This window comes from Streptomyces sp. DH12 (genome assembly GCF_020873895.1).
GTDB lineage: Bacteria > Actinomycetota > Actinomycetes > Streptomycetales > Streptomycetaceae > Streptomyces.
Genome location: NZ_JAHWGT010000008.1, coordinates 89785 through 116743, shown reverse-complemented (window position 1 = coordinate 116743; position 26959 = coordinate 89785). Strand labels below are relative to the sequence as shown.

General features: G+C 76.0%; 23 protein-coding genes. 17 read left to right on the top strand and 6 right to left on the bottom strand.

Features of this window, described 5'->3' with window-relative positions; translation table 11 throughout:
- Positions 1-95: 95 nt before the first annotated feature.
- From LPA54_RS09635 to LPA54_RS09620, 4 genes are all read left to right on the top strand, one after another.
- Complete coding sequence (locus LPA54_RS09635; RefSeq protein ID WP_228975983.1) at positions 96-719, top strand: nucleotidyltransferase family protein; 624 nt, start codon at positions 96-98, stop codon at positions 717-719.
- The gene (locus LPA54_RS09630) at positions 716-970 is read left to right on the top strand and encodes a hypothetical protein (RefSeq protein ID WP_228975811.1); all 255 of its coding nucleotides are present in this window, start codon (positions 716-718) and stop codon (positions 968-970) included. Before LPA54_RS09635 ends, LPA54_RS09630 begins: the two co-directional genes overlap by 4 nt.
- Positions 967-1764, top strand: coding sequence for a metallophosphoesterase (locus LPA54_RS09625; RefSeq protein ID WP_228975809.1), 798 nt, complete (start codon positions 967-969; stop codon positions 1762-1764). Before LPA54_RS09630 ends, LPA54_RS09625 begins: the two co-directional genes overlap by 4 nt.
- An 84-nt stretch (positions 1765-1848) precedes the next feature.
- Positions 1849-3480: a catalase gene (locus LPA54_RS09620; protein ID WP_228975807.1), complete on the top strand. Its 1632-nt coding sequence runs from the start codon at positions 1849-1851 to the stop codon at positions 3478-3480.
- 172 nt (positions 3481-3652) lie between these two features.
- On the opposite strand, the gene LPA54_RS09615 is transcribed toward LPA54_RS09620, so the two are convergent.
- Positions 3653-4450, bottom strand: a complete 798-nt coding sequence (locus LPA54_RS09615; protein ID WP_228975803.1) for an SDR family oxidoreductase — start codon at positions 4448-4450, stop codon at positions 3653-3655.
- 139 nt (positions 4451-4589) lie between these two features.
- Between LPA54_RS09615 and LPA54_RS09610 the strand changes: the two genes are divergently transcribed.
- Positions 4590-5834 (top strand): aromatic acid exporter family protein, encoded by a 1245-nt coding sequence (locus tag LPA54_RS09610; RefSeq protein WP_228975801.1) that lies wholly within the window; start codon positions 4590-4592, stop codon positions 5832-5834.
- A 34-nt stretch (positions 5835-5868) separates the two neighbouring features.
- Here LPA54_RS09610 and LPA54_RS09605 read toward each other — a convergent pair whose 3' ends face one another.
- Positions 5869-6282, bottom strand: a complete 414-nt coding sequence (locus tag LPA54_RS09605; protein ID WP_228975799.1) for an SRPBCC family protein — start codon at positions 6280-6282, stop codon at positions 5869-5871.
- Between the two features lie 401 nt (positions 6283-6683).
- Between LPA54_RS09605 and LPA54_RS09600 the strand changes: the two genes are divergently transcribed.
- The 11 genes from LPA54_RS09600 to rfaE2 all read left to right on the top strand — a co-directional run bounded on the left by LPA54_RS09600 (position 6684) and on the right by rfaE2 (position 19216).
- The gene (locus tag LPA54_RS09600; protein WP_228975797.1) at positions 6684-7703 is read left to right on the top strand and encodes a glycosyltransferase family 2 protein; all 1020 of its coding nucleotides are present in this window, start codon (positions 6684-6686) and stop codon (positions 7701-7703) included.
- A 320-nt stretch (positions 7704-8023) separates the two neighbouring features.
- Complete coding sequence (locus LPA54_RS09595) at positions 8024-8563, top strand: HAD-IIIA family hydrolase (RefSeq protein WP_228975981.1); 540 nt, start codon at positions 8024-8026, stop codon at positions 8561-8563.
- Positions 8560-9567, top strand: a complete 1008-nt coding sequence (locus LPA54_RS09590) for a glycosyltransferase family 9 protein (RefSeq protein WP_228975794.1) — start codon at positions 8560-8562, stop codon at positions 9565-9567. Before LPA54_RS09595 ends, LPA54_RS09590 begins: the two co-directional genes overlap by 4 nt.
- Entirely contained in the window at positions 9564-10517 is a 954-nt protein-coding gene (locus tag LPA54_RS09585; RefSeq protein WP_228975791.1) for a glycosyltransferase family 9 protein, read from the top strand. Before LPA54_RS09590 ends, LPA54_RS09585 begins: the two co-directional genes overlap by 4 nt.
- A 245-nt stretch (positions 10518-10762) precedes the next feature.
- On the top strand, positions 10763-11857 hold the full coding sequence (locus LPA54_RS09580; protein ID WP_228975789.1) for a glutamate--cysteine ligase: 1095 nt from the start codon (positions 10763-10765) through the stop codon (positions 11855-11857).
- A gap of 221 nt (positions 11858-12078) precedes the next feature.
- A complete protein-coding gene (locus tag LPA54_RS09575) occupies positions 12079-13053 on the top strand; it encodes an NAD-dependent epimerase/dehydratase family protein (protein ID WP_228975787.1) in 975 nt (324 codons plus the stop codon).
- Between the two features lie 106 nt (positions 13054-13159).
- Positions 13160-14848 (top strand): carbamoyltransferase C-terminal domain-containing protein, encoded by a 1689-nt coding sequence (locus LPA54_RS09570; RefSeq protein WP_228975785.1) that lies wholly within the window; start codon positions 13160-13162, stop codon positions 14846-14848.
- A complete protein-coding gene (locus LPA54_RS09565) occupies positions 14845-15810 on the top strand; it encodes a glycosyltransferase (protein ID WP_228975782.1) in 966 nt (321 codons plus the stop codon). The genes LPA54_RS09570 and LPA54_RS09565 overlap by 4 nt, the downstream gene beginning before the upstream one ends.
- The gene (locus LPA54_RS09560; RefSeq protein ID WP_228975781.1) at positions 15807-17048 is read left to right on the top strand and encodes a glycosyltransferase; all 1242 of its coding nucleotides are present in this window, start codon (positions 15807-15809) and stop codon (positions 17046-17048) included. Before LPA54_RS09565 ends, LPA54_RS09560 begins: the two co-directional genes overlap by 4 nt.
- A gap of 81 nt (positions 17049-17129) precedes the next feature.
- Positions 17130-17807, top strand: a complete 678-nt coding sequence (locus tag LPA54_RS09555) for an SIS domain-containing protein (protein ID WP_228975780.1) — start codon at positions 17130-17132, stop codon at positions 17805-17807.
- On the top strand, positions 17804-19216 hold the full coding sequence (gene rfaE2 / locus LPA54_RS09550) for a D-glycero-beta-D-manno-heptose 1-phosphate adenylyltransferase (RefSeq protein ID WP_228975778.1): 1413 nt from the start codon (positions 17804-17806) through the stop codon (positions 19214-19216). The genes LPA54_RS09555 and rfaE2 overlap by 4 nt, the downstream gene beginning before the upstream one ends.
- Before the next feature lie 159 nt (positions 19217-19375).
- On the opposite strand, the gene LPA54_RS09545 is transcribed toward rfaE2, so the two are convergent.
- The gene (locus LPA54_RS09545) at positions 19376-20317 is read right to left on the bottom strand and encodes a GNAT family N-acetyltransferase (protein ID WP_228975776.1); all 942 of its coding nucleotides are present in this window, start codon (positions 20315-20317) and stop codon (positions 19376-19378) included.
- A 484-nt stretch (positions 20318-20801) separates the two neighbouring features.
- Positions 20802-22193, bottom strand: coding sequence for an MFS transporter (locus LPA54_RS09540; RefSeq protein WP_308112824.1), 1392 nt, complete (start codon positions 22191-22193; stop codon positions 20802-20804).
- Positions 22194-22489: 296 nt separating this feature from the next.
- Between LPA54_RS09540 and LPA54_RS09535 the strand changes: the two genes are divergently transcribed.
- Positions 22490-23239 (top strand): SDR family oxidoreductase, encoded by a 750-nt coding sequence (locus LPA54_RS09535; RefSeq protein WP_228975769.1) that lies wholly within the window; start codon positions 22490-22492, stop codon positions 23237-23239.
- A 40-nt stretch (positions 23240-23279) separates the two neighbouring features.
- On the opposite strand, the gene LPA54_RS09530 is transcribed toward LPA54_RS09535, so the two are convergent.
- On the bottom strand, positions 23280-24311 hold the full coding sequence (locus LPA54_RS09530; RefSeq protein ID WP_228975767.1) for a DNA topoisomerase IB: 1032 nt from the start codon (positions 24309-24311) through the stop codon (positions 23280-23282).
- Between the two features lie 171 nt (positions 24312-24482).
- Positions 24483-26948 (bottom strand): SpoIIE family protein phosphatase, encoded by a 2466-nt coding sequence (locus tag LPA54_RS09525; RefSeq protein WP_228975765.1) that lies wholly within the window; start codon positions 26946-26948, stop codon positions 24483-24485.
- Positions 26949-26959: the final 11 nt, after the last annotated feature.

Sequence of the window (26959 nt, the reverse complement as noted above, 5' to 3'; positions counted from 1 at the left end):
AGCATACGCCGGGCCGGGGCGGGGTACCCGATCGCCCTCCCAGTCCGAAGAAGGGGGCGGAGACCGTGAAGGAACGCGCAGACGAGGCCGCGTACCTGGCCGTGGCACCGACGCCCGGCGAGTTGGCGAGCGGGGCGCCCCTGCCCCTGCCGCCGGACCGCACGCAGTCCATCCTGGAGGCGACCAAGCAGGTCGCCGGGCTGCTCAAGGCCGGGGGGCACCGCTTCGCCCTCGCCGGCAGCGTGGCCGCGTACGGGCACGGGGTGCCCGCCAGGTTCCAGCACGACACCGACTTCGCCATCCTGCGGGAGGACGAGGAGGCCGTCACGCGGGAGCTGGAGAACGCCGGCATCAGGGTGCGCAAGCCGCCGGAGGACTGGCTGATCAAGGCCACGTGCCGCGGCGAGGAGATCGACCTGATCTTCGAGCTGGCCCGGCACCCTGTCACCGTCGAGATGCTGGAGCGGGCGGAGGTCCTGCCGGTCGACTCGGTGCACATGCCGGTGCTCGCGCCGACCGACCTCATGGCCAGCCAGCTCGCGGCCTTCTCCGAGCACCACTGCGACTTCGGGTCCGTCCTGCCGATCGCCCGGGTGCTGCGGGAGAAGATCGACTGGGACCTGCTGCGCCGGGAGAACGAGGGCGCCCCGATGCCGGAGGCGTTCCTCTTCCTGCTGGAGCGGCTGAACGTGATCGAGCGGAGGGAGGCATCCGCATGAGCGGTGCCGACACGGCCGAGTACCGCATCGCCCACCTGCGGGACCGGCTTGCCAGCGACGACATCGCCGAGCTGGGCGTACGGATCGAGCAGCGCGGCGCGGGCGTCATGCTGTACGGGACGGTCTCCAGCGACGCCTGCCGCAGCGAGGTCCTGCGGATCGCCCGGGAGGAGCTGGCCGGGCTGCCGCTCCACGAGGACCTGCTGGTGGCCTGTTCGGACGCCCCGACCCACCCCGAGGAGCTCTCATGATCCGGGTGGCCGCGGTCGGTGACATCCATCTGTCCCCCGAGAGCGCCGGCGCCCTGCGGCCCGCGTTCGAGACGCTCGGCGACTGCGCCGACCTGCTGCTGCTCGCCGGGGACCTGACCCGGCACGGCACGGTCGAGGAGGCCCGGGTGGTCGCCGGCGAGGTGGCCGGGCTGCCGGTGCCCGTGGTGGCGGTGCTGGGCAACCACGACTACCAGAGCGACCTGGAGGACGAGGTGACCGGCCTGCTGGAGGAGGCCGGGGTGACCGTCCTGGAGGGCGGCGGCACGGTCGTGACGGTCGACGGGACGCGGGTGGGGATCGCCGGTACCAAGGGGTTCGGCGGCGGGTTCGCCGGGCGCAGCGGCGGCGAGTTCGGCGAGCCGGAGATGAAGTCCTTCATCCGCTACACCCGCCGGTGCGCGGACGGGCTGGGCGCCTCGCTGCGACGGCTGGAGGAGGACGGCTGCGCCGTGCGGATCGCCCTGACGCACTACTCGCCGGTGCCGGACACGCTGGCCGGCGAGCCGCTGGAGATCTACCCCTTCCTCGGCAGCTACCTGCTGGCGGAGGCCGTCGACGACGCCGGCGCCGACCTGGCCGTGCACGGCCACGCGCACATGGGTTCCGAGCACGGGATGACGGGTGGCGGCGTCCGGGTGCGCAACGTCGCGCAGCCGGTGCTCGGACGGGCCTTCGCCGTGTACCACCTGCCGGTGCCCGAGCCCGCCGGGGCGGCGGCCGGGGCCGGCGCGGCGGAGGGGGCGGCCGCCGGTCGGGGCGGCCCGGCCCGTTAGGCCGACCCTCGGGGCGGGTAACGGGGGTACTGCGACTTATCGGATTAATCCGACAGCGCAGTACCCCGAGAGGAGTCGGAGATCGTGACGGACGACAGCCGGAAGGTGCTCACCAACCGCCAGGGGCACCCGGTACACGACAACCAGAACCAGCGCACGGTCGGGGCCCGGGGCCCGGCCACGCTGGAGAACTACCAGTTCCTGGAGAAGATCAGCCACTTCGACCGGGAACGCATCCCGGAGCGCGTCGTCCACGCCCGCGGCGTCACCGCCTACGGGCACTTCGAGGCCTACGGGTCGTGGGGCGACGAGCCGATCAGCCGCTACACCCGCGCCAAGCTGTTCCAGGAGCGCGGCAAGCGCACCGACCTCGCCGTGCGGTTCTCGACCGTGATCGGCGGCCGCGACTCCTCGGAGGCGGCCCGCGACCCGCGCGGCTTCGCCGTGAAGTTCTACACCGAGGACGGCAACTGGGACCTGGTGGGCAACAACCTCGGCGTGTTCTTCATCCGGGACGCGATCAAGTTCCCGGACGTGATCCACGCCCTCAAGCCCGACCCGGTCACCTTCGAGCAGCAGCCGCGGCGGATCTTCGACTTCATGTCGCAGACGCCGGAGAGCATGCACATGCTGGTCAACCTCTTCAGCCCGCGCGGCATCCCCTCGGACTACCGCCACATGCAGGGATTCGGCGTGAACACCTACAAGTGGGTGAACGCCGAGGGCGGGACCGTGCTGGTCAAGTACCACTGGATGCCCAAGCAGGGCGTGCGCAGCATGACCGAGGAGGACGCCGCGAACGTCCAGGCGCAGGGCCTCGGCCACGCCACCAAGGACCTGTACGAGGCGGTCGCGCGCGGCGAGTACCCCGAGTGGGAGCTGCTCGTGCAGATCATGTCGGACGACGAGCACCCGGAGCTGGACTTCGACCCGCTGGACGACACCAAGGTCTGGCCCGAGCAGGAGTTCCCGCCGAAGCCGGTGGGCCGCATGGTGCTCGACCGCATGCCGGAGAACTTCTTCGCGGAGAACGAGCAGATCTCCTTCGGCACGGGCGTGCTCGTCGACGGCCTGGACTTCTCGGACGACAAGATGCTGGTCGGGCGGACCTTCTCGTACAGCGACACCCAGCGCTACCGGGTGGGCCCGAACTACCTGCAGCTCCCGGTGAACCAGGCCAAGAACGCCGAGGTGCGCACCAACCAGCGCGACGGCCAGATGGCGTACCACGTGGACGGCGGCGGCGAGAACCCGATCGTCAACTACGAGCCGTCCGTGACGGGCGGGCTGAGCGAGGCGGACCACCCGGGCCACGACGAGCAGGGCCCCGAGATCCGCGGCCGGCTCACCCGCAGCCGGATCCCGCGCACCAACGACTACCTCCAGGCGGGGCAGCGCTTCCGCCTCATGGAGGAGTGGGAGCGCGACGACCTGGTGCACAACTTCGTCACCCTGCTCAAGCAGTGCGACCGCCCGGTGCAGGAGCGCATGGTGTGGCACTTCCTGCTGGTCGAGAACGAGCTGGGGCAGCGGGTCGGGGAGGGCATCGGCATCTCCGCGCGGGACGTGGCGGGGCTGGAGCCGCTGCCGAACCAGAACCTCACGGACGAGGACCGCAAGCGGCTCGCCAACCTCGGCGACAACCCGCCGCGAGACGTGTCCGGGCTGACGATGACGCACTGCGTGCCGAACGAGCGGTTCGTCGTCACGCGGTGACCCGAGGTCGACGGCGTACGCAGGCGGCCCGCCCCAAAGCCTCGGGGCGGGCCGCTTCGCGCGGGGGCCGGCACACGGACCGGCACGGGGCCAGGGGTCGGTACGGGGTCGGGGGCCGGCACACGGACCGCACGGGGTCGGGGGCCGGTACGGGCTCGGCCGCGGTACGGGGTCAGGGGCGCCGCCAGGCGTCGCCCTCCAGGTGGGAGCCGGCCATCGGGCCCATGCGGAGCATGCCGCCGTCGACGGCCCACGACGCCCCGGTGACGTAGGAGGACTCCTCCCCGGCCAGGAAGGCGATGACCGCGGCGACCTCGCGGGCGTCCCCCGGGCGGCCGATCGGGACGCCCGGCCGGCGCTCGGCGTGCACGTCCCGGTCCTCCTGGCCGGTCATCGGCGTGGCGATCTCGCCGGGGGCGACGGCGTTGACGGTGATGCCGTGCTCGGCGAGTTCCAGGGCCATGACCTGGGTGAGCAGCCCGAGCCCGCCCTTCGCGGCGCAGTAGGGGGCGGCCCCGACGCGGGGCTGGTGCTCGTGCACGGAGGTGACGTTGACGATCCGCCCGCCACCGCCCTGCGCGATCATGCGCCGGGCGGCGAGCCGGCCGCAGAGGAAGGGGCCGATCAGGTCGACGTCGACCACCTCCCGCACGGCCTCGTAGTCGATGTCCAGGAAGGGCGTGGCGGTGCCGGTGCCCGCGTTGTTGACGAGGACGTCGAGCCTGCCGAGTTCGTCGGCGAGGTCGTCGACGGCCCCGGCCGCCCCGGGCAGGTCGGTGAGGTCCATCCGCGCCACGGCGGCGCGGCGGCCGTGCGACCGCACCTCCTGCGCGGTCCGCAGTCCGCCCTCACGGTCGGTGTGCCAGGTGATGCCGACGTCCATGCCGTCCCGGGCGAGCCGGACGGCGGTGGCCCGGCCGATCCCGGAGTCGGCGCCGGTGACGACGGCGACGCGCGTGCCTTGGTTCATGTGGCGGCCGGTACCACGCCCGGTCGACGGTAAACACACCCTGATGCGAGTGGCGGACGTGACAGGAGTGACAGTCATGTACCCGAATTAGCCGGAGTTGCAGGAGTGACAGGTCGACACGGGAGGGCAGGGGAACGGGATGCCGGACGTATCGACAGCCCCCGTGTTCAAACTCGTGCGACGGACCAGGGAACCCGTCGCCGTGCAGACCCTCCGCTCGACGGTGGCCGCCGTCATCTCCTACGTGGTGGCCCTCATGGTGCTGCCCGCCCAACCAGCCCCCCTGACGGCCCCGCTGACGGCGCTCCTCGTGGTGCAGGTGACCCTCTACGCGACGCTCACCACCGGGATCCGCCGCGTGAACTCCGTCATCGCCGGCGTGGTCGTCGCGATCGGTTTCAGCGCGCTCGTCGGCCTCACCTGGTGGAGCCTCGGCCTCACCATCTTCGCCGCGCTGATCGTGGGCCACCTGGTGCGGGTGAGCGAGTTCGTCCCCGAGGTGGCGATCAGCGCGATGCTGGTGCTCGGCGTCACCCAGGTGGGCTCCGCGGCCTGGCACCGGATCCTGGAGACCCTCATCGGCGCCGGGGTGGGCCTGCTGTTCAACCTGCTGCTCGCCCCTCCCGTGTGGGTGCAGCCCGCCGGGGCGTCCATCGAGGGCCTGGCCGACGACATAGGGCGCATGCTGCGGGCCATGGGCGACGACGTCGCCGGGCTCGGCCACGTGCCGGTCGCGCACGCGGCGGCCCGGCTGCACGAGGCGCGCCGGCTGGACCACGCCATCGTCGAGGTCGACGCCTCGCTGCGGCAGGCGGAGGAGAGCCTCCTGCTCAACCCGCGGGTGCGGCAGGGGCTGCTCGCCCGGGTGGTGCTGCGGACCGGACTGGACACCCTGGAGATCTGCGCCGTGGTGCTGCGCGTGCTGTCGCGCACGATGACGGACCTCGCCAAGTTCCGTACGGACGAGGCGCTGGTCCCCGCGGACGTGGCCGCGCTGCTGCGCGAGCTGTTCGGGCACATGGCGCGGGCCGTGGAGAGCTTCGCCCGGCTGACGACCACCCAGGTGGCCGCCAGCGCCGAGGAGGCGGAGACCCGGCTGACCGAGGCCCTCGCCGACGGGCGGGCCGTCCGCGACCGGGTCGCCGACCTGCTCCTGGAGGACGTGCAGGAGCATCCCCGCCAGTGGCAGCTGCACGGCGCGCTGCTGAGCGAGGTCGACCGGATCCTGGACGAGCTGGACGTCGACAAGCGCGGTGAGCGGCTGATGCAGGAGCTCGACCGCAGGTCGGCCGAGCTCGGTGAGCGCCATCCCCGACTGGCGGCGCTGGCCGCCCGGCTGCGGGGCAGCGGCTCGGGGCCCTCGCGGCCCAGCGTGGAGACGTGAGGCGAGGGCCCCGCCGCCGGCCGGCGGGGCGCCGTCAGCCGCCGGGGGTGTCGACCCGCAGCCGGACGAGTTCGGCCAGGCTGCTCAGGCTGCCGTCCAGGGCCTCGTTCACGCGCTGTTCGCCCGGGTCGTGGGACCCCTCGAAGAACGAGAGGTGCACGGTGACCTCGCTGGCGCCGCTGTCGATGCCGGCGACCTGGAGCCAGCCGGCGTAGGAGCCCTGCTCGCGGGTGCCCCACTCCAGCCGCATCTGCTCCTTGCGCGGACGCAGCAGCGCGGGGGTGTCCTCGTCGGTGCGGTCCTCGTGGACGGTGACCGCCGGCGGGTCGCCGGCCCGGACGTGGAGGTCCCCCGGCAGCCAGTCGTCCAGCCGGCTGACGTCGGCGGCCTGGTCGAAGACCTGCTCGGGCGGGGCGGGCATGGTGCGTGAGCGTTCGTATTCGGTCATCCCTCCACAGTTCCTCGGCACGGCGAAGTCATGCCCGGGAGGTGGCGAGGGAGGCAGGCGGGGGCGCGGGGAGCGGGCCCTTCGGGCCGTGGGACGCCCGGCCCGGAAAAGGGGAAGCCCCGGCTGGACGGGGGAACCAGCCGGGGCAGCTCACGCGGTGGTGAAGGGCTGCCCCACCTCCGCATAGATGAACGATAAACCATCCTCGGCCGTTCGAGCCAATCGGCCGAAACACCCCACCGAGCCCGCGTCCGGCCCTCCGCCACTCCCCCGCGCGCCCCGATCCGCCGCCACCCCGCCCGCGGCGGATCACCCTGCGGAACCGGGTGATCCATGCATAAGGTGACCGAAACGGGCATCACCCGCCCTCATGACCGGCCCATATCGGGAGGCGCCGCCCCATGAGCTCTCCGCCCGCGCCGTACGCCGTGGTCGTCCCCACCATCGGGCGGCCCTGTCTCGCCGACTGCCTCCGGGCCCTCGCGACCGGCGAGGGCCCGGAGCCGGCCCGCGTCGTCCTCGTCGACGACCGGCCGGGCGAGCCGCCCCCCGGGGAGTGCCCCGCCCCCCTGCCCCTGGACGCGCTCGGTCCGCTCGCCGACCGGGCGGTCGTGCTGCGCAGCGGCGGCCGCGGTCCGGCGGCGGCCCGCAACACCGGGCTGCGGGCGGTGCGGGAGCCGTGGACGGTCCTCCTCGACGACGACGTGCGCGTCGGCCCCACCTGGCGCGCCGAACTCGCCCGCGACCTCGCCGGGGCCGCCCCCGGCACGGGCGGCGTGCAGGGCGTCCTGCGCGTCCCACTCCCCGGCGGGCGGCCCCCCACCGACTGGGAGCGCAACACCGCCGGTCTGGAGCGCGCCTTGTGGGCGACCGCCGACATGGCGTACCGCACCGAGGCGCTGCGCGCCGTGGGCGGCTTCGACGAGCGGTTCCCGCGGGCCTTCCGCGAGGACGCGGACCTCGCCCTGCGGCTGATCGACGCGGGCTGGGCCATCCGGCGCGGCACCCGCCGCACCGAGCACCCGGTACGGCCCGCCGACCGGTGGGTCTCGCTGCGGGTCCAGCGGGGCAACGCCGACGACGCGCTCATGGCGCGGCTGCACGGCCCCGACTGGTGGGAGCGCGCCGCGGCCCCGCGCGGCCGCATCCGCCGCCACGCGGCGATCACCGCGGCGGGCGCGCTCGCCGTGGTGCTGGCGGCGGGCGGGCGCCGCACGGCCGCCGCCTGGGCCGCGGGCGCCTGGCTGCTCGGTACGGCGGAGTTCGCCCGCGCCCGTATCGCCCCGGGGCCCCGCACTCGCGACGAGGTGGTCACCATGGCGCTGACCAGCGCCGCCATCCCGGTGCTCGCGACCTGGCACCGGCTCGCGGGCGAGGTGCGGCACCGCTCGGCCGGGTGCTGGAACGGCGGCGGGACGTGAGCGGGCCGGACCCCGTCCGCGCGGCGGCGGACGGCGGCGGAGCCGGGGCGGCCACGGCGGGCGTCGGCCCGTCCGGTACGGGCACCGCCGGGGCCGCTGCCGCGGACGGCGGCGCGGCCGCCGACAGCGCCGCCGAGGCGGACGCCTGGGGTGTCGCCCGGGCCGGTACCGGCCGCGCCCGGACGCGTACGAGCGGCGCCTGCCCGGGGCCCGCCGGAGAAGGAACCGGCCGCCCCGGGCGGGCGGGTGCCGCACCCCGCGCCGTCGACGGCTCGACCGCACCGGCCGACGGCGGCGGGGCCGGGGGGCGCGGCGGCGGCCTGCCCGCCGCGGTGCTCTTCGACCGCGACGACACCCTCGTCGTGGACGTGCCGTACAACGGCGATCCCGAGCGGGTGCGGCTCATGCCGGGCGCGCGGGCGGCGGTGCGGCTGCTGCGGGCCCGCGGCGTGCCGGTGGGCGTCGTGTCCAACCAGTCGGGCATCGGCCGCGGGCTGCTCACCGAGGCGGCGGTACGGGAGGTGAACGCCCAGGTCGACGCCCTGCTGGGCCGCCCCCTGGACGTGTGGGTGCACTGCCCGCACGTACCGGAGGACGGCTGCGCCTGCCGCAAGCCCGCCCCCGGTCTCGTCCTGCGGGCGGCGGCCGCGCTGGGCGTGACCGCGGAGCGGTGCGTCGTGATCGGTGACATCGGCGCGGACATGGGTGCCGCGCGCGCCGCGGGCGCCCGGGGCGTGCTCGTCCCGACGACGCGGACGCTGCCCGCCGAGGTGGCGGAGGCGCCGGACGTCTGCCGGGACCTGCTCAGCGCCGTCCGGCACGTGCTGGGGCGCCCCTCGACCGTCCGGAGGCCCGCATGAGGGCGCTCGTCGTCCGCCTGGACAGCTTCGGTGACGTCCTCCTCGCCGGCCCCGCGGTCCGCGCGGTCGCGCACCGGGCGGACCGGGTGGCGATGCTGTGCGGCCCGCAGGGCGCGCCGGCCGCGCGGCTGCTGCCGGGCGTCGCCGAGGTGCTGGTGTGGCAGGCGCCCTGGGTGGGCTTCGACCCGCCCGCCGTGGACCGGGCGGACGTCGGCCGGCTCGTCGACCGGGTGGCCGCCGGCCGGTTCGACGCGGCGCTGGTCCTGACCTCGTTCCACCAGAGCCCGCTGCCCGCGGCGCTGCTGCTGCGCATGGCGGGCGTCGCGTACATCGCGGCGGACAGCGTCGACGCGCCCGGTTCGCTGCTGGACGTGCGCCACCGGCGGGCGCCGCACGCCCACGAGGCGGAGGCGGCGCTCGCCCTCGCCGAGGCGGCCGGCCACCCCCGCCCGCCGGGCGACGACGGGCGGCTGCGGGTGCGGCACGCCCCGGCCGCGCCGGAGTTGACGGGCCCCGGCCCCTACGTCGTGGTGCACCCGGGCGCGAGCGTCCCCGCCCGCAGGTGGAGCCCCGAGCGGTGCGCGCAGGCGGTCCGGCTGCTCGCCGTGGCCGGCCACCGGGTCGTGGTGACGGGCGGCCCGGACGAACGGGAGCTGACCGCGTACGTCGCCGGCGCCCACGGCGTGGACCTGGGCGGCCGCACCCGGCCGCCGGAGCTGGCCGCGGTGCTGGCGGGGGCGGGTGCGGTGGTCACGGGCAACACCGGCCCCGCGCACCTCGCGGCGGCCGTCGGGACGCCCGTCGTGTCGCTCTTCTCTCCGGTCGTCCCCGCCGAGCGCTGGGGGCCGCACGGCGTTCCGCACGTCCTCCTGGGGGACCAGGGCGCCCCCTGTGCCGGTACCCGCGCCCGCGTGTGCCCGGTGGCGGGCCACCCCTGCCTCGACGGGGTGACGGCGGAGGACGTGGTCGCGGCGGTGGACAAGCTGCTGGGGACGGGGGCGTGAGGCCCCGCGTCCTGGTGCTGCGCGCGCTGGGGCTCGGCGACCTGCTGGCCGGGGTGCCGGCGCTGCGGGCGGTGCGGCGCGGCTTTCCCGGCCACGAGGTGGTCCTCGCCGCCCCGGAGGCGTTGCGCGGGGTGGTGGCGGCCGTCGACGCCGTGGACGCGCTGCTGCCCGCGTCGGCGCCCGGGCGCGCCGTGCCCGCCCGGCTGCCGTGGTCCGGGCCGCCGCCGGAGGCCGCCGTCGACCTGCACGGGAAGGGCCCCTCCAGCCATCTGCTGCTGGAGCGGACGCGGCCCGGGCGGCTGCTGGCCTTCGCCCACCCGGGGACCCCGCACATCGCGGGCCCGGCGTGGACGGCGGACGAGCACGAGCGGCACCGCTGGTGCCGGCTGCTGGCGTGGTACGGCGCCCCGGCGGACCCCGGCGACCTCCGGCTGCCGCCCCCCGGCGGGCCGTCCCCCGCCCCCGGGGCCGTGGTCGTCCACCCGGGCGCGGCGAGCGCGGCGCGGCGCTGGCCGCCGGAGCGATACGCGGCGGTCGTGCGGGAACTGCGGCGGCGCGGCCACCGCGTCGTCCTGACCGGCGGGCCCGGGGAGGACGCGCTGCTCGCGGGGATCGCCGGATCCACCGGCCTGGACGGGTCGGACGTGCTGGCGGGCGGGCTGCCGTTCGGGCGGCTCGCCGCGCTGTGCGCCGGGGCGGCCGCCGTGGTCAGCGGGGACACGGGGGTCGCCCATGTCGCGGTGGCGTACGGGGCGCCCTCGGTGACCCTCTTCGGTCCGGTGCCGCCGCGCCTGTGGGGCCCGCCGCCGGACCCGCGGCACGCGGCGCTCTGGCACCCGGGCCCGCCCGGCGACCCGCACGCCGCGCGGCCGGACCCGCGGCTGCTGCGGATCGGCCCGGACGAGGTCCTCGACGCCGTCCTGGAGCGCCTGGACGGGCGAGGGGGGTGACCTCTCCCTGGCCCGCGGGGCAGGGGCCCGCATCTTCCGGGGCCATACGGTCGGGGCCCGCGGGCCCCCGGAGCCCTGCCGCCGGGCCCCTGCCGCCGGCTGCGCGCTCCGGCCTTTTGTGCCGGCGCGTACCGCGCTGACCTGCCCGGCCGCGTTCCGCACGCCGCCGTGAGCCGTTCGGGTGAGCGCAGCGCTACGCGCCTTATGCCCGATTTGTTGGGGTTTTTACGGGTACCCGAGGCGACATGATCACAGTTGGGGTCGAGGAAGAGTACTTCCTCGTCGATCCGGTCACCTGCCTCCCCGTGCCCCTCGCCGACGAGGTCCGCGCGGCGGCGGGGCTGGGCCCGATCGTGGACGACCAGGAGGTCCAGTCGGAACTCCTCCAGTCGCAGATCGAGGTCGCCACACCGATCTGCTCCCACCTCGACGAGGTGGGCGGCCACCTCCTGCGACTGCGGCACGCCCTCGGTACGGCGGCCGAGAAGAACGGCTGCCGGATCGTGGCGACCGGTACCGCCCCCTTCCGCGGGCCCGGCCCCGAGCCGGTCACCGCGAGCGCCCGGTACCTGGCGATGCGCTCCCAGGCGCCCCAGCTCGTCGACGAGCAACTCGTCAGCGGCATGCACGTGCACGTCGCCGTCCCCGACCGGGCCCGGGCCGTCGCCGTCCTCAACCGGATCCGGCCCTGGCTGCCGGTCCTCGTCGCGATGTCGGCGAACTCGCCGCTGTGGGACGGCCGCGACACCGGCTTCGCGAGCTGGCGGACGGTCATCTTCGGCCGGTGGCCGGTGAGCGGCCCGCCCCCCTCCTTCGCCGACTCCGCCGACCACGACCGGCGCGTGCGCGTCCTGCTGGACTCCGGGGCGATCAGCGACACCGGCCAGATCTACTGGCAGGCGCGGCTCTCCGAGCGGTACCCCACCCTGGAGGTGCGCTGCACCGACGTGCAGCTGAGGGCGGACGCCGCCGTCATGTTCGTCGGGCTCGTACGGGCCATGGTGTCCACCGCCCTGCGTGCGGAGGAGACCGGGGAGCCCCCGCCCGACTGCCCGCCCGAGCGGCTCCAGGCCGCCAACTGGTACGCCGCCCGGCACGGTCTGAGCGACCTGCTCATGGACCCCGAGGGCAGGTGCCGACGGGCCGGCGACGTCCTGGCGCGGCTGCTCGACTCCGTGACCCCGGCGCTGGAGGAGGCCGGCGACGACCGGGAGGTCGCCTCCCTGGTCCACCGGCTGCTCCAGCAGGGGACCCCGGCCGATCTGCAACGCCGGGTGCTCGCCGAGGGCGGCACGTCCGCACTGGCCGACCTGCTCATCTCCGAGACCGTGGCGCCCTGACGGTCCGCCGCCCGACCACCGCGACCCCGACCGACCGGACCGCCCCCAGCCACCCCACCGACCGACCCGGCCGGCCCGAGCCATCCCACCGAACCGCCGACCACCTGACGACCCGTTCGCCCCCGGCGACCGACGGCCCACCGACGAGGGACGGGCCGGACGGACCCACCGGGACCGGCGGACGGCCGGCCGACCGAAGACCGACGACCGAAGGAGCACGTATGAGCACGTCCCCCGCGCAGAAGTGGCAGCACGCCGTCGTGACGGGCGGCGCCGGTTTCGTGGGCTCGCACCTCTGCCACGCGCTGCTGGCCGACGGCACGGCCGTGACCTGTGTGGACGACTTCAGCACCGGACGCCGCGAGAACGTCGCGGACCTGCTGGACGACCCCGGATTCACCCTGCTGGAGGCGAACGTCGCCGAACCGTTCGACGTCGACCGCCCGCCCGACCTGGTGCTCCACTTCGCCTCGCCCGCGTCGCCAGCCGACTACCTGCGACTGCCCCTGCACACCCTGGAGACGGGCAGCTCCGGCACCCGGCACGCGCTGGCACTGGCACACCGCGCGGGGGCGCGCTTCCTCCTCGCCTCCACGTCGGAGGTGTACGGGGACCCGCAGCAGCACCCGCAGAACGAGCGCTACTGGGGCAACGTCAACCCCGTCGGCCCACGCAGCGTGTACGACGAGGCGAAGCGGTTCGGCGAGGCCCTGTCGACCGCCCAGGCCGAGACCTGCGGCACGGACGTGGGCATCGTGCGGCTGTTCAACACCTACGGGCCGCGGATGCGCGGCCACGACGGCCGCGCGGTGCCCACGTTCGTCCGCCAGGCGCTCGCCGGCGAGCCGCTGACGGTGACCGGGGACGGGCTCCAGACCCGCTCGCTGTGCTACGTCGACGACACGGTGCGCGGTGTGCTCGCCGCCGCGGCGCACGGGCTGCGCGGGCCGGTGAACATCGGCAACCCGGCGGAGCTGACCATGCTCGAGCTGGCGCGCCTGGTCATCGAGCTGACCGGTTCCTCCTCCGAGATCCGCTACATCGAACGCCCCACCGACGACCCGGCCGTGCGCTGCCCGGACATCACCCTGGCCCGCGACAAGCTCCAGTGGGAGCCGCGCGTGACGGCCGAGGACGGGCTGCGCCGCACGATCGACTGGTTCCGCTCGACCGCCGCCGCGGACCCGGGCGCCTGACACCCCCCCAGCCGCTCCCCTCCCCTTCCCTCCTCCTCCCCTTCCACCTCCTCCCCTTCCCCCCGCCGTCGCCTCCCCGGCCGACGTGCCGAAAGACAGGGACCCCATGCGCATTCTCGGAATCAACGCCCTCTTCCACGATCCCGCCGCCGCGCTGGTCGTCGACGGACGTGTGGTCGCCGCCGCGGAGGAGGAACGCTTCTCTCGGCGCAAGCACGGCAAGCGACCACTGCCGTTCTCCGCTTGGGAACTCCCGGAGAAGGCCGCCGCGTGGTGCCTCGAACGGGCCGGGCTGCGCCCGCAGGACCTCGACGCCGTCGCGTACTCCTTCGACCCCGCGCTCGCCCGCCCCGCGGGCGAGATGGGGCTCGACGACCCGTGGGACCACCTGCGGCTCACCTACGCGCGTGAGGCGCCCGGCTTCCTGCGCACCGCGCTGCCCGGCCTCGACCCGGAGGCGGTGCGGTTCGTCCCCCACCACATGGCGCACGCCGCGTCCAGCGCCTTCGCGGCGGACGGCGCGGGGGCGGACACGTCGTCCGTGCTGGTCCTGGACGGGCGCGGTGAGCGGGCCTCGCACCTCGCGGCCCGGCGCGTCCACCACCGGCTGGAGCCGCTCGCCGCGCAGGACCTGCCGCACTCGCTGGGCCTGGTCTACGAGGAGCTGACCGAGCACCTCGGGTTCCTGCGCTCCTCGGACGAGTTCAAGGTGATGGCCCTCGCCTCGTACGGCCGCCCCCGCATGCGCGAGGAGCTGCGCCGGTACGTGTACCCGACCGGCGACGGCGGCTTCCACGCGGCGGGCGTCCCGTGGCGCGAGCTCTGCCCGCCGCGCGGCGCGCAGGAGGCGTGGACGCAGGACCACGCCGACCTCGCGGCCAGCGCCCAGGCGGTGCTGGAGGAGACGCTGCTCGACCTGGTGCGCTGGCTGCACGGCCAGACCCACGACTCCCTCCTCACCCTCGCCGGCGGCGTCGCCCTGAACTGCGTGGCCAACGCCCGCATCGCGCGTGAGGGCCCCTTCTCCCACGTGTGGGTACAGCCCGCCGCGGGCGACGCCGGCACCGCGCTGGGCGGGGCGGTGCTGCTCGCCGCGGGCGGCGGGGACGAGGTGCTGCCGATGGGCGGCGCCGACCTGGGCCGCGACTGGTCCGACGCGGAGCTGGGCGCCTGGCTCAAGACCGCGGCCGTACCGTTCGAACGGCCGCCGGACATCGCGGCGACCGTGGCCGAGGCGCTCGCCGACAACGCGATCGTCGCCTGGTTCCAGGGGCGTTCCGAGTTCGGACCGCGCGCGCTGGGCCACCGCTCGCTGCTGGCCCACCCCGGCCACGCCGGGAACCTGGAGCGGCTCAACGACGTGAAGGGCCGCGAGCAGTTCCGGCCCGTCGCGCCGATGGTGCTCGCCGACCGTGCATCGGAGATCTTCACCGGGCAGCTGCCCAGCCCGTACATGCTCTTCGTGCACGAGGTGGCGCCCGAGTGGCGCGACCGCATCCCGGCGGTGGTGCACGTCGACGGCACGGCCCGCATCCAGACCGTCGACCGGGTCGGCGAGCCGCTGGTGGCGCGGATGCTGGAGGAGTTCGAACGGCTCAGCGGACTGCCCGTGGTGGTCAACACCAGCCTCAACACGGCCGGCCGGCCGATGGTGGACGACCCGCGCGACGCGCTGGAGTGCTTCGGCTCCACCCCCGTCGACCTGCTGGCGATCGGCCCGTACGCGGTGCGCCGCGGCCCCTTCTTCACCTCCGACTCGCAGGACTCGCAGTCCGTGAGGAGGGCCGCGCGGTGAACATCCTGTTGTGGCACGTGCACGGCTCGTGGACGACGGCGTTCGTCCAGGGCCCCCACACCTACCTCGTCCCCGTGCTGCCGGACCGCGGCCCCGACGGCCGCGGCCGGGCGCGGACCTTCAGCTGGCCGGACAGCGTCCGGGAGGTGACGCCGGAGCAGCTGCGCGAGGAGCACGTCGACGTGGTCCTGCTCCAGCGGCCCGAGGAGTTCGCGCTCGCCGAGCGGTGGCTTGGCGGACGCCGTCCCGGCCGTGACGTGCCGGCCGTGTACCTGGAGCACAACGCCCCCGACGGCGACGTGCCCGACACCCGGCACCCGTGCGCCGACCGCGACGGCCTCACGCTCGTCCACGTCACCCACTTCAACCGGTTGTTCTGGGACAGCGGGCGGGCCCGCGCCGTGGTGATCGAGCACGGCGTGGTCGACCCCGGCCACCTGTACACGGGACGGCTGGCCCGGGCGGCCGTTGTCGTCAACGAGCCTGTGCGGCGCGGCCGGTACACCGGGACGGACCTGTTGCCCGCGTTCGCCGACGCGGCGCCGCTCGACGTGTTCGGGATGCGCACCGAGGGCCTCGCCGCCCACCTGGGCCTGCCCGAGGACCGGTGCCGCGCCCGCGACCTGCCCCAGCGGGAGCTGCACGCGGCGATGGCGGAGCGGCGGGTGTACCTGCACCCGGTGCGCTGGACGTCGCTCGGACTGTCGCTGCTGGAGGCGATGCACCTGGGCATGCCCGTGGTGGCACTGGCCACCACGGAGGCGGTCGAGGCGGTCCCGGCGGGCACCGGAATTGTGTCGACCCGGCCGGAGGTGCTCGCGCGGGCCGTGCGGCGGTACGTGGCGGAGCCCGGCGCGGCCGCCGAGGACGGCGCCCGGGCCCGGCAGGCGGCCCTCGAACGGTACGGGCTCAAGCGCTTCCTGGCGGACTGGGAGCGCGTGTTGACGGAGGTGCGCTCATGACGACCACCCACGGCTCCGTGGAGCCCCTGTCGATCGTGCTGGTCTCCGAGCACGCGAGCCCGCTCGCGGCGCTCGGCGGCGTGGACGCGGGCGGGCAGAACGTGCACGTCGCGCGACTCGCCGGGGCACTGGCCGACCGCGGCCACGACGTGACGGTGTTCACCCGGCGGGACGACCCCACGGCACCGGAGCTCGTCACGATGCGTCCCGGCGTCGTCGTCCACCACGTCCCGGCGGGACCGCCCGAGCCCGTCCCGAAGGACGAACTGCTGCCGTACATGCCGGCGTTCGGCCGGTACGTGGCGCGGGCCCTGGAGGCGCGTCCGCCCGACGTGATGCACTCGCACTTCTGGATGTCGGGCGTCGCCGCGGTCCTCGCGACGCGCACGCTGCGGGTGCCGCTGCTGCACACGTACCACGCGCTCGGCACGGTCAAGCGACGCCACCAGCGGGCGTCCGACACGAGCCCGCCGGAGCGGATCGCCGCCGAGTGCGAGGTGGGCCTGGCCTGCGACCGGATCATCGCCACCTGCCGCGACGAGGTGCGGGAGCTGCGCCGGATGCACATACCGCCGGAGCGGGTGAGCGTCGTCCCCTGCGGCGTCGACCCCGAGCAGTTCAGCCCGACGGGGCCCGCGGCCGGGCGCGGCCCGGCCCGCTTCCGGCTGCTCCAACTGGGCCGGCTGGTGCCGCGCAAGGGCGCGGCGGTGACCGTCACGGCGCTGACCCGGCTGCCCGACGCGGAGCTGGTGATCGTGGGCGGCCCGCCCGCGGACCGGCTCGACGGGGACCCGGAGGTGCGGCGGCTGCGGGACGTGGCCCGGCTCGCCGGGGTCGCCGACCGGGTGCTGTTCACCGGCGCGGTGAGCCGGGACGAGGTGGCGCCGCTGCTGCGGAGCGCCGACGTGGTGGTGTGCCCGGGGGACTACGAGCCGTTCGGCATCGTGCCGCTGGAGGCGATGGCCTGCGGACGGCCGGTCGTGGCCAGCGCCGTGGGCGGGCAGCTCGACACCGTCGCCGACCCGGAGTGCGGTCGGCTCGTCCCGCCGCGCGACCCCGACGCTCTGGCGCGCGCGGTGGCCGGGTTCCTCGCCGACCCGGCGCTGCGCGCGGCGTGCGGGGCGGCGGGGCGGCGCCGGGTGCTCAGCAGGTACGACTGGGCGCGGGTGGGGGCGGCCACCGAGGCCGTGTACGTGCAGGTGCGGGCCGCACGGCCCGCCGTGACCGACGCGGTCTGACGCCGCGGACCACAGCCAACGGACCGAAGGAGGTGCGGGTCCGCCGCGGCGGCCACGCCGGAGCAGGCGCCCCGACCAGACATGACCGAACTCCCCCTCCCCGAAGAGTTCCCCGCCGCCGCCCTGGAGGCGGCGAGGCGGCACTGCCTGTCGCTCGAGGACGCGCTCGGCCGGTTCCGCGGCGCCCACCTGGACCGGATCGCCGACTGGGGTGGGCGGCTCGCCGCCGTCCTCCCGGGCGGCGGGCGGCTCCTCGCCGCCGGGAACGGCGGCAGCGCCGCCCAGGCGCAGCACCTGACGGCCGAGCTGGTGGGCCGCTACCGGCGTGAGCGGCCGGCGTACTCGGCGATCTCCCTGCACGCCGAGACCTCCAGCCTGACGGCCGTCGGCAACGACTACGGCTTCGAGCAGGTGTACGCCCGGCAGGTCGCGGCGCACGGCCGCCCCGGTGACGTGCTCCTGCTGCTGTCGACCTCCGGGCGGAGCGCGAACCTGATCACGGCGGCGGCGACCGCGCGCACCGCGGGCCTGCGCGTGTGGGCGCTGACGGGCCCCGGGCCCAACCCGCTGGCCGAGGCGGCGCACGAGGCGCTGTGCGTCGACGCGGCGACGACGGCGACCGTGCAGGAGGCGCACCTGGTGGCCGTGCACGTGCTGTGCGAGTCGTTCGACGCGGCGCTCGCGGCGGGCCCGCCGATGCGCGGCGGCCGGGCGGCGGGCGCGTTCGCGCCGGCGGCGGCCCGGCGGAGGATGTCGTGAACGCCCGCCGCCCCCTGGTCGTCGTCGGCGACGCCCTGCTCGACGAGGACGTCGAGGGCGTCGCGACACGCCTGGCGCCGGACGCGCCGGCTCCGGTCGTGGACGTGACGGGCGACCACCGGCGGCCCGGCGGCGCCGCGCTGGCGGCCGCGCTGGCCACCCGCGGCGGCCGCGAGGTCGTCCTCGTGACCGCGCTGGGCGACGACCCGGCCAGCGACGCGGTACGGCGCTCCCTGGAGGGCCGCGTCCGGCTCGTCGAGCTGCCTCTGCGCGGGACGCTGCCGGTCAAGACGCGGGTGTTGGCGTCGGGTCGGCCGCTGGTGCGGATCGACCGGGGCGGCGGCGCCCCGGGGCGGCCGGGCGACGCGGTCCGCGAGACGCTGGCGGCCGCCCAGGCGGTGCTGGTCGCCGACTACGGGCGGCGTACGGCGGGCGCGGTCCGCGAGCAGTTGGCGGCCATCGCCCCGCGCGTCCCGCTCGTGTGGGACCCGCACCCGCGGGGCGGGGACCCCGTGCCGGGCGTGCGGGTCGTCACGCCGAACGCCGCGGAGACCCGGTCGCTGGAGCCGGGCGCGGGCGGCGAGTCCCTGCGGGCGTACGCGGAGCGCGGTTCGGCGCTCGCCGAGCGGTGGCGCGCCGCCGCCGTCGCCGTGACGCTCGGCGAGCGGGGCGTGCTGCTGACCCGGCCGGGGCCGGACGCCGGTACGCCGATGCTGGTGCCCGCCCCGTACCGGGCGTCGGGCGACCCCTGCGGCGCGGGCGACTGCTTCGCCGCGGCCACCGCCGCGGCCCTGGCGGACGGCGCGCTGCCGGAGGAGGCCGTGCAGCGCGGCGTCGCGGAGGCGGCGGCGTTCGTCGCCGCCGGCGGCGCGGGGAACCCGGCGCTGTGGCGGACGCCGCCGCCGACCGGGCGGCACGCGGCGCCGGTGACCGACCCGTTCGCCGTCGCGGAGCGGGTACGGGCGCGCGGAGGCACGGTGGTGGCGACCGGCGGCTGCTTCGACCTGCTGCACGCCGGCCACGTGGGCCTGCTGGAGAGCGCCCGGCGGATCGGCGACTGCCTGATCGTCTGCGTGAACTCCGACGCGTCGGTGAGCCGGCTGAAGGGGCCGGGCCGCCCCCTGAACCCGATCGCGGACCGCACGAGGGTGCTGGCGGGTCTGGGCAGCGTCGACGCGGTCGCGGTCTTCGACGGGGACACCCCGGCGGAGCTGCTGACGCGGCTGCGGCCCGACGTGTGGGTGAAGGGCGGCGACTACTCCGCGGAGGACCTGCCCGAGGCGGAGGTGCTGCGGGCGTGGGGCGGTCAGGCGGTGGTCCTGCCCTACCTGGACGGGCGCTCCACGACCCAGCTGGCCCACCGGGCGGCGCGGGCCGCGGCGACCGCCGTCCGCCGCCCCGCCGGCTGACGGGCCCGGTACGCCCCGGTCGGCCGGCCCGCAGGGGGCCGGCCGGCGGCTCGACGCCCGCGGCGCCGCACGGCGCCGCCGGCCCACCGGGGCAGCACCGAGCCTGCATCGCGTCTGCCACGGGCGTGCTGCCACGGGCGAGCCGGGTGTGGCGAGGTCTCAGCGCCAGTCGTCGATCACGTAGGCGTCGGGGTGGCTGTAGCCGGGTTCGTTGGGCCTGTGCATGGCCACGCCCTGCAACCAGGTGCGGAAACCGCGGTCGATCATCCGCCGGTAGGCGTCCTGGCGCGCCAGGTTCGTCCCGGCGTCCAGTTGCCCGAGGCCGCGCTCGGCGGCGAGCTGCTCGCACGCGGTGAGGAGCCGTTCGAACCGGTCGGCCGCCTGCGGGCCGGGGCGCACGGCGCCGAATTTGACGAAGCACACGTCTTCTCCGGCCTCCGACCCGGCTCCGCAGTGGCAGACGGCCAGGCCGTCGAGCTTTGAGCCGGCCCCCTGGAGCAGGATGGTGTCGCCGAGTCCCTGCGCGTGCGTGGCCACGATCTCGCGTTCCACGCTCAGGCCCTCGAACACGGCCCCGGTCAGCGTGCGACACAGGCCCAAGGCATCGAGCCGCTCGGCGGCGGGAAGCCCGCCGTACAGTACTCGGCCCGCGACCGCCGGGCCGCCGCCCGCGACCTGCTTCCGCATGATGGCTGTGAGGAACCGCGGCCAGAAACCGTACCGGCGGTAGAGCTCGAGGTGCTTGGGACTGTGCGAGAAGGTGAACAGGCCCCGATGCCGGTTCCCCCAGGTCTCGAAGCAATCCATGACCGGTTCCATGAGACGCCTGCCGATGCCTTTGTCCCACAGGTCCGGACGTACGGTCAGCGGGCCGAAGTAACCGACGCTGCCCCAGTTGACGGCGAAGTTCGACGCGACGACTTCGCCACCGACCGTCGCTGCGAAGGCCGCCCGCGGATCGGCCGCCCAGCGAGTGCGGACGTAGTCGGCGGTCCCGAAGAACGTCTCCGGTTCGGGAGCTCCGAAGAACGTCCCGAAGGCGACCCTGAAGATCTCGTCGGCCCGATCCAGGTCCGCCTCGCCCAGCGGGCGGACCGACACGGGGCCGGTGCCGCTCCTGCCTTCCCCTGCCGGTGGGATCATCGCTCTCTCCTTCCGGACCTCCCTGGTTCATCGCACCACAGGCGTCCGCCGTGAGCGAGGCGAAGGGTGCACCGGTATCCGGGGACCGGGCCGGTCCCCCTCTGTCCAGTCGACGAGTGCCGTCGGGGCGCCCCGGTGGTCAGCGGTCATGGGAGTCCCTCTCCGTCGTGTCCGACGCCGGGCTGTTCCGCGACCGACTCCCCTCGTCCGGCCATGCCGATCGCGGTGACGCCGGCGGCGCGCCGGCCGGGCCTGCCCCGCGGGAGTGCATCCGCCGGTAGATGGACCACGGGCGTGGCGCCCCGGGTCCGGGAGGCCGCGGGGCCGGCCGCGACCTGGCGGGAGGTGGCGGCGGCGCTCGACACCGCCCCGGACCGGGCCCGCGGGTTCCCGCGCGCGTTCGCCGACGGGGAGCGCGAACCGCTGTCCGGGGGTGACGCGGTCAGGCCGCGGTGCCCAGGGCGGCCGCCGGACGCGCGGCGAGGGCCGGCGCGGCGGCGGGTACGGGCACCGGGAAGGGGGCGCGGCGGGTGTGGGCGGCGTACCCGGCGGTGACCACCGCGGCGATCAGCAGGCCGCCCGCCACGAGGGCGCCGCGGGCCCCCGCCACCTCCATGAGCAGGCCCAGCGCCGGCGGCCCGGCGAGCGCCCACACCGTGCGCACGCTGCCCCAGACGCCCAGCACGCGGCCGCGCAGCCGCGGCGGCGGGTCGGTCTGCAGGACGGTCGTGCCGGCCGTGTCGGAGAGGGACTCCACGACGGCCATCGGCAGGACGAGGACGACCAGCACCGCCAGGGACGGCGACAGGCCGGCGGCGGCTTGGAGCAGGCCGCCGGCCGCCGCGAGGACGCCCACCAGGCGCACGGAGGGCCTGCGCAGCCGGGCGCCCAGCACCGCGCCGACGATGCCGCCGACCGCGAGGGCGGTGGAGACGGTGCCGAAGGCGCCCGCCCCGCCGGCGAGCGGACCGGTGACGAGGACGGCGAGGGTGAGGCTGTAGTTCCGCCCGAACACCGAGCTGACTCCGGTGATCACCGCGAGGCCGAGGAGGCGCGGGCGGCGGGCGAAGAAGACCAGGCCCTCCCGGACCGTCATCCCCTCCGCGCCGCGCGCCCGGCGACCCTCTCCGCGCCGGCGGCCGGTCCGGGGCGCCCGCGGCGCCGCCGGGGCGGCCGCCCGCAGGGGGCGCAGGAAGGGGATCACGGCCGTCACGAAGAGGAACGACAGGCCGTTCGCCGCGTACGCCGCCGCCGTGCCGAGGAAGGCGACCGTGGCGCCGCCGAGTCCGGCGCCGACGAGGCGGCCGGCGTTGTGGACCAGCGAGCCGACACCGATGGCGGACGGCACGTCCTCGGTCCGTACGAGGTCGTTGCCGAGCAGGGCGCACGCGGGGCCGTCCACGGTGGCGACGAGGCCGGTGACGGCGGCGAGACCCATGAGCACCCCCAGCCCGAGCTGGTCGAACGCGACGAGGAGGGCGGTGGTGAACGCGACCGCGCCGAGCAGGGCCTGGCTGACGGCGGCGGTCGCCTTGCGGGGCCAGCGGTCGACGGCCGCGCCGCCGGCCACGCCCATCAGCAGGCCGGGCGCCGCCTGCACGGAGAGCGAGAGGCCGGTCGCCGCGGCGGAGCCGGTGATCTGCAGGACCAGCAGGTTCTGCACGGTCAGCTGCATCCAGGTACCGGCGTTGGAGACGAAGTTGGCGAGGGACCACCAGCGCATGCTGCGGTACCGGAGCGAACGCCAGGGCGAGCGGTCGCCGGGCGCGGCGGGGGCGGAGGGCGCCGAGGGGGCGGAGGCGCAGGAGGGCGCAGGGGCAGGAGGAAGCGACACGTCTATCAGGGGCTCGAATGGCGGATCGGGGCGGGCGGTCGACGCCGGCCGCGCTGCGCGGCCCCGCCACCGGGGAATGTGCGTCGACCATGGTGGCAGGCCCGCCGCCGCCCCGGCCGTGACCTGCGCCGCCGGGGACCGCGCCGGCCGGCCGGGCGGGGCGTGTGGCCCTTGTGCCGTCTGGGTTCCGGCGCCCCGCGTGGGGTTGCTCACAGTGACCGCCCGGGGTGCCGGAGCGCGACGCCGGGGTCACAGTGGGTGGCAGTGGCACCACATCCACGGAAGGCGGAGGCGGCATGAGCAGCGGTGGAGTGCGCGTGGACCTGCACGGCCGGCAGGCCCTGGTGACCGGGGGCGCCCGGGGCCTCGGGGCGTCGATCGTCCGGCGGCTGGCCGGGGCGGGCGCGTCGGTCCTGGTGGCGGACGTCCGCAAGGAGCTGGCCCGGGAGCTGTGCGAGGAGCTCAACGGCGACGGCGGTGACGCCCGCTTCGTCGAGCTGGACGTGCGGGACCCCGACGCGGTGGCCGGTGTCTTCCGCGAGCTGGACGGCGCCGGCCGGGGCGTGGACGTCCTCGTGAACAACGCGGCCGTCGACGTGTCCAAGCCGATCGAGCACCTGACGGCCGACGAGGTCACCCGGGTGGTCACCACGAACCTGCTGGGCCCGGTGTACCTCTGCCTGGAGGGCTACCGGCGGATGATCGCCCGCGGCGGCGGACACATCGTGAACATCCTGTCGACGGCCGCCAACCGCACCTGGACGGAGGCCGGTCCATACGCGGCGGGCAAGACGGGGCTGCGGGCGTTCACGCACACGCTCTTCAAGGAGGCGCAGCGCGACTGCCCGGGCATCGGCGTGACCGGGATCATCGCGGGCGGCATGGAGACCCCGTTCATCATGGACCGCTTCCCCGACGCCGACGTGTCGATGCTCCAGAGCCCGGACGTGGTCGCCGACGCGGTGCTGTACGCCCTGTCGGTGCCGGCCGGCAGCGTGGCGGGCGAGATCGTCGTCGTACCGCGCAGGGAGCCCTCCTGGCCGTAGCGCTTCCCGCCGGCCGGGCCGGTCGGCGGACGGGGCGGGGTCAGCCGCCCGGCGGGCGTCCGGTGCGGAGCATGCGCAGGACGGCCTGCTCGGCCGGGCCCTGGGTGGCGGGCACGCCGTGCGTGGTGTCGGCGCCGAGGCCGGGCAGGGCGGCGGCGACGGTGACGCCCTCCTCGTACAGCTCGATGACCCGCGGGTTGATGTAGGAGGCGCGGCAGACGGCGGGCGTGTTGCCGAGGTAGCCGGAGACCTCGCGGACGGCGCGGGCGATGGCCCGGCGGCGGGCCGTCTCGCTGTGCGCCACGGACTGGGAGACGGCGAGGGCGACGGCCGCCATGACGGTGGCGTGCCAGGTGCGGAAGTCCTTCGCGCTCACCTCGATGCCGGCCAGGTCGCGCAGGTAGGCGTTGACGTCGGCGCCGTTCACCTCGTGCCACGCGCGGCCCTCCCAGTAGGCGAGGAGCCGGTCGCCGTCGTCGCGGCGGCGGATGAGCGCGGTGAGGCTGCGGCAGGTCGGCGGGTCGGCCACCACGTGGAGGCGCTGCTTGCCGTGTTTGCCGGGGTAGCTCAGCAGGACCTCGCCGCGACTGCACCGGGAGTGGTCCCGCAGCAGGGTGGTCAGGCCGTAGGTCTGGTTCTGGTCGGCGTACCGCTCGCTGCCGATGCGGAAGAAGCCGAGGTCGAGCAGGCGCACGGCGGTGGCGAGGACCCGCTCGCGGGTCAGGCCGCGGTCCCCGAGCGCCGCCTCCACCGCCTCGCGAACCCGTGGCAGCGCCTCGGCCACGTCGAGGACGTGGTCGTGCTTGCTCTGCTCCTGCTGGGCGCGGAACGCCGGGTGGTACAGGTACTGGCGGCGACCGGCGGCGTCGGTGCCGACGGCCTGGAGGTGGCCGTTGCGGCGGGCGCAGATCCACACGTCCCGCCAGGCCGGGGGGATCACCAGGCCCTTGACGCGGTCGAGTTCGGCCGGGTCGCGCAGGGGCCGGCCGGCGGTGTCCAGGTAGCGGAAGCCGCGCCCGTGGCGGAGGCGGGTGTAGCCGGGGTCCGTGGGACGCACGTGGGCGAGGCGCACGGCCGTCCCTCACGCCCGCCGGTCGGCGGTGGTCGGGGCGGACGCTGCCATGGTGTGCTCCCGTCGGTTCGTACGGCGTGCGCGCGGTGCGCGTCGCACGCGGTGCGGTGCGCACCGCGCGCACTCAACGGATTGCCGACGCCGTGGTCCGCAAACCCGGCCGGGCACCGGCTACGGCGGGGGCAGGGCCTGTTCCGCCCAGATGGTCTTGCCGGTCGCGGTGTAGCGGGTGCCCCAGTGCTGGGTCATCTGGGCGACGAGGAAGAGCCCGCGGCCGCCCTCGTCGTCGATGGCGGCGCGGCGCAGGTGGGGAGCGGTGTGGCCGGTGTCGGAGACCTCGCAGATCAGCAGGGCTCGGTCGCGGACCAGGCGCAGCTGGACGGGACCGGCGGCGTACCGCAGGGCGTTGGTGACCAGTTCGCTGACGACGATCTCGGTGGTGAAGCCCAGCTCGTCCAGCCCCCAGGCGGCGACCTGGCGGGCGGCGAGGGCGCGGGCGCGGCCGACCTCCTCAGGTCCGGCGGCGAGGTCCCAGGTGACGATGCTGTCGCCGTCGAGCATCCGGGTGCGCACCAGCAGCAGCGCCGCGTCGTCCTCGACCGGGCCGGGCAGCAGGGCGGTGACGACCCGGTCGCACAGTTCCGGCAGGGGGCGGTCCCGGTGGTCGGCGAGGAGGGCGCCGAGCCCGTCGAGCCCGGTGTCGTCGTCGCGGGCCCGGTCGCGGACGAGTCCGTCGGTGTACAGGGCGAGGAGGCTGCCCTCGGGCAGGTGCAGTTCGGCGGTCTCGAAGGGCAGGCCGCCGAGGCCCAGGGGCGGTCCGGGCGGGACGTCGGCGACGGTGACGGTACCGGTCGCCGCGTCGAGCACCACGGGCGCGGGGTGCCCGGCGCGGGCGAACCGGCAGACCCCGGTGACCGGGTCGTACACGGCGTACAGGCAGGTGGCCCCGACGGCCTGGTCGTCGGGGATGTCGCCGGTTCCCGGCCCGGCGGGCGGCGGGGGGCCGCCGGTGACGGAGCCGGGCGCGGCGGCCTCCTCGTCGGCGGCCTGGGTGATGAGGTCGTCGAGGCGGGTGAGCAGTTCGTCGGGGGCGAGGTCCTGGCGGGCGAGGACGCGGACGCTGGTGCGCAGCCGGCCCATGGTGGCGGCGGCGCCGAGGCCGTGGCCGACGACGTCGCCGACGACGAGCCCGACGCGCGCGCCGGAGAGGGTGACGACGTCGAACCAGTCGCCGCCGACACCGGACTTGCTGTCGGCGGGCAGGTAGCGGTGGGCGAAGTCGACGGCGGTGAGCCGGGGGAGGTTGCGGGGCAGCAGGCTGTGCTGGAGCGTCAGCGCGGCGGTGTGCTCCCGGGTGAAGCGGCGCGCGTTGTCGATGCAGACGGCGGTACGGGCGACGAGTTCGTCGGCGACGGGCAGGTCGTCGGCGTCGAACGGGTCGGGGTGCCGTTCGCGGCGGAAGGTGACCACGCCGAGGGGGGCGCCGTCGGTGCGCAGCGGCACGACGAGCGTGGAGGGGCCCCGCCCGGTGACGACGGCGTGGCCGGTGGTCAGGCAGCGCAGCTGGGGCGCGTCGGGCGGGTAGTCGACGGCCTCCCGGGCGGCGGGAGCGGCGCCGTCCGGGCCGTCCGCCGGGCCGGTGGCCGGCGCGTCCGCCGGGGTGCCCTCGGAGCGGCCCCAGACCCGGACGAGCCGGCCGGAGCGCGCGGTGCCCGGGGCGGGCTGGTCGCCCTCCAGTACGGAGTCGACCAGGTCGACGGTGACGCTGTCCGCGAACTGGGGGACGGTGACGGCGGAGAGCTCCCGGGCGGTGCGGCTCATGTCGAGGGTGGTGCCGACGAGGCCGCCGGCCCGGACGAGGAGGTCGAGGCGCTGCTGGGCGAGGTAGCGGTCGGTGACGTCGACGGTCTCCTCGCACACGCCGAGGACGGTGCCGTCGGTGTCCTGGAGGCGGTAGTAGGAGCAGGACCAGACGCGGTCGTGGTCGGGGTCGACGGGCGGGCGGCCCCGGTAGTGGAGTTCGATGACCGGCTCCCCGGAGTCGAGGACCCGGCGCATGGTCTCCTCCAGGGTGGGCGGGTAGCCGGCGGAGAGGACCTCGCCGCCGGTGACCATCTCGTCGGGGCCCAGGCCGGCGTACTGGAAGCTGCCCATCTCTCGGTAGAGGGCGAAGTTGGTCCACACGACCCTCAGGCCGGTGTCGTAGATGGCGAGGCCCACGGGCGACTGGGTGGCCAGGCCGCGGAGCATCGACTGGAGGGCTTCCCACCGTTCGGTGTCGTCGGCGTCGGCGACGGCGAGGAGTCGGGCGGGGCCGGCCTCGCCGTGGGCGAGCGGGAGGGTCGCGGTGGTGACGCGGACGATGCGGCCGTCGCGGTGGCGCATGTGCAGCACCTGGCGGCGGGCGTGGGCCGCGCCGGGCAGTTCGGTGGCGACCTGGTAGGCGCCCGCGCGGTCCACGACGAGGCGGCCGATGGGGTGGCCGAGCGCCTCGTCGGGCGGATAGCCGAGCAGCCGTTCGGCCGCGGGGCTCCAGCCCACGATGCGGTCGTCGGCGTCCAGTACGGCCGTCGCCGCTCTCGTCGCGTCCAGGGGGCCTCGGAAGTCGGAGCCCTCCGCTGCGTTCACCGCGCCCATGGCACCTGCCT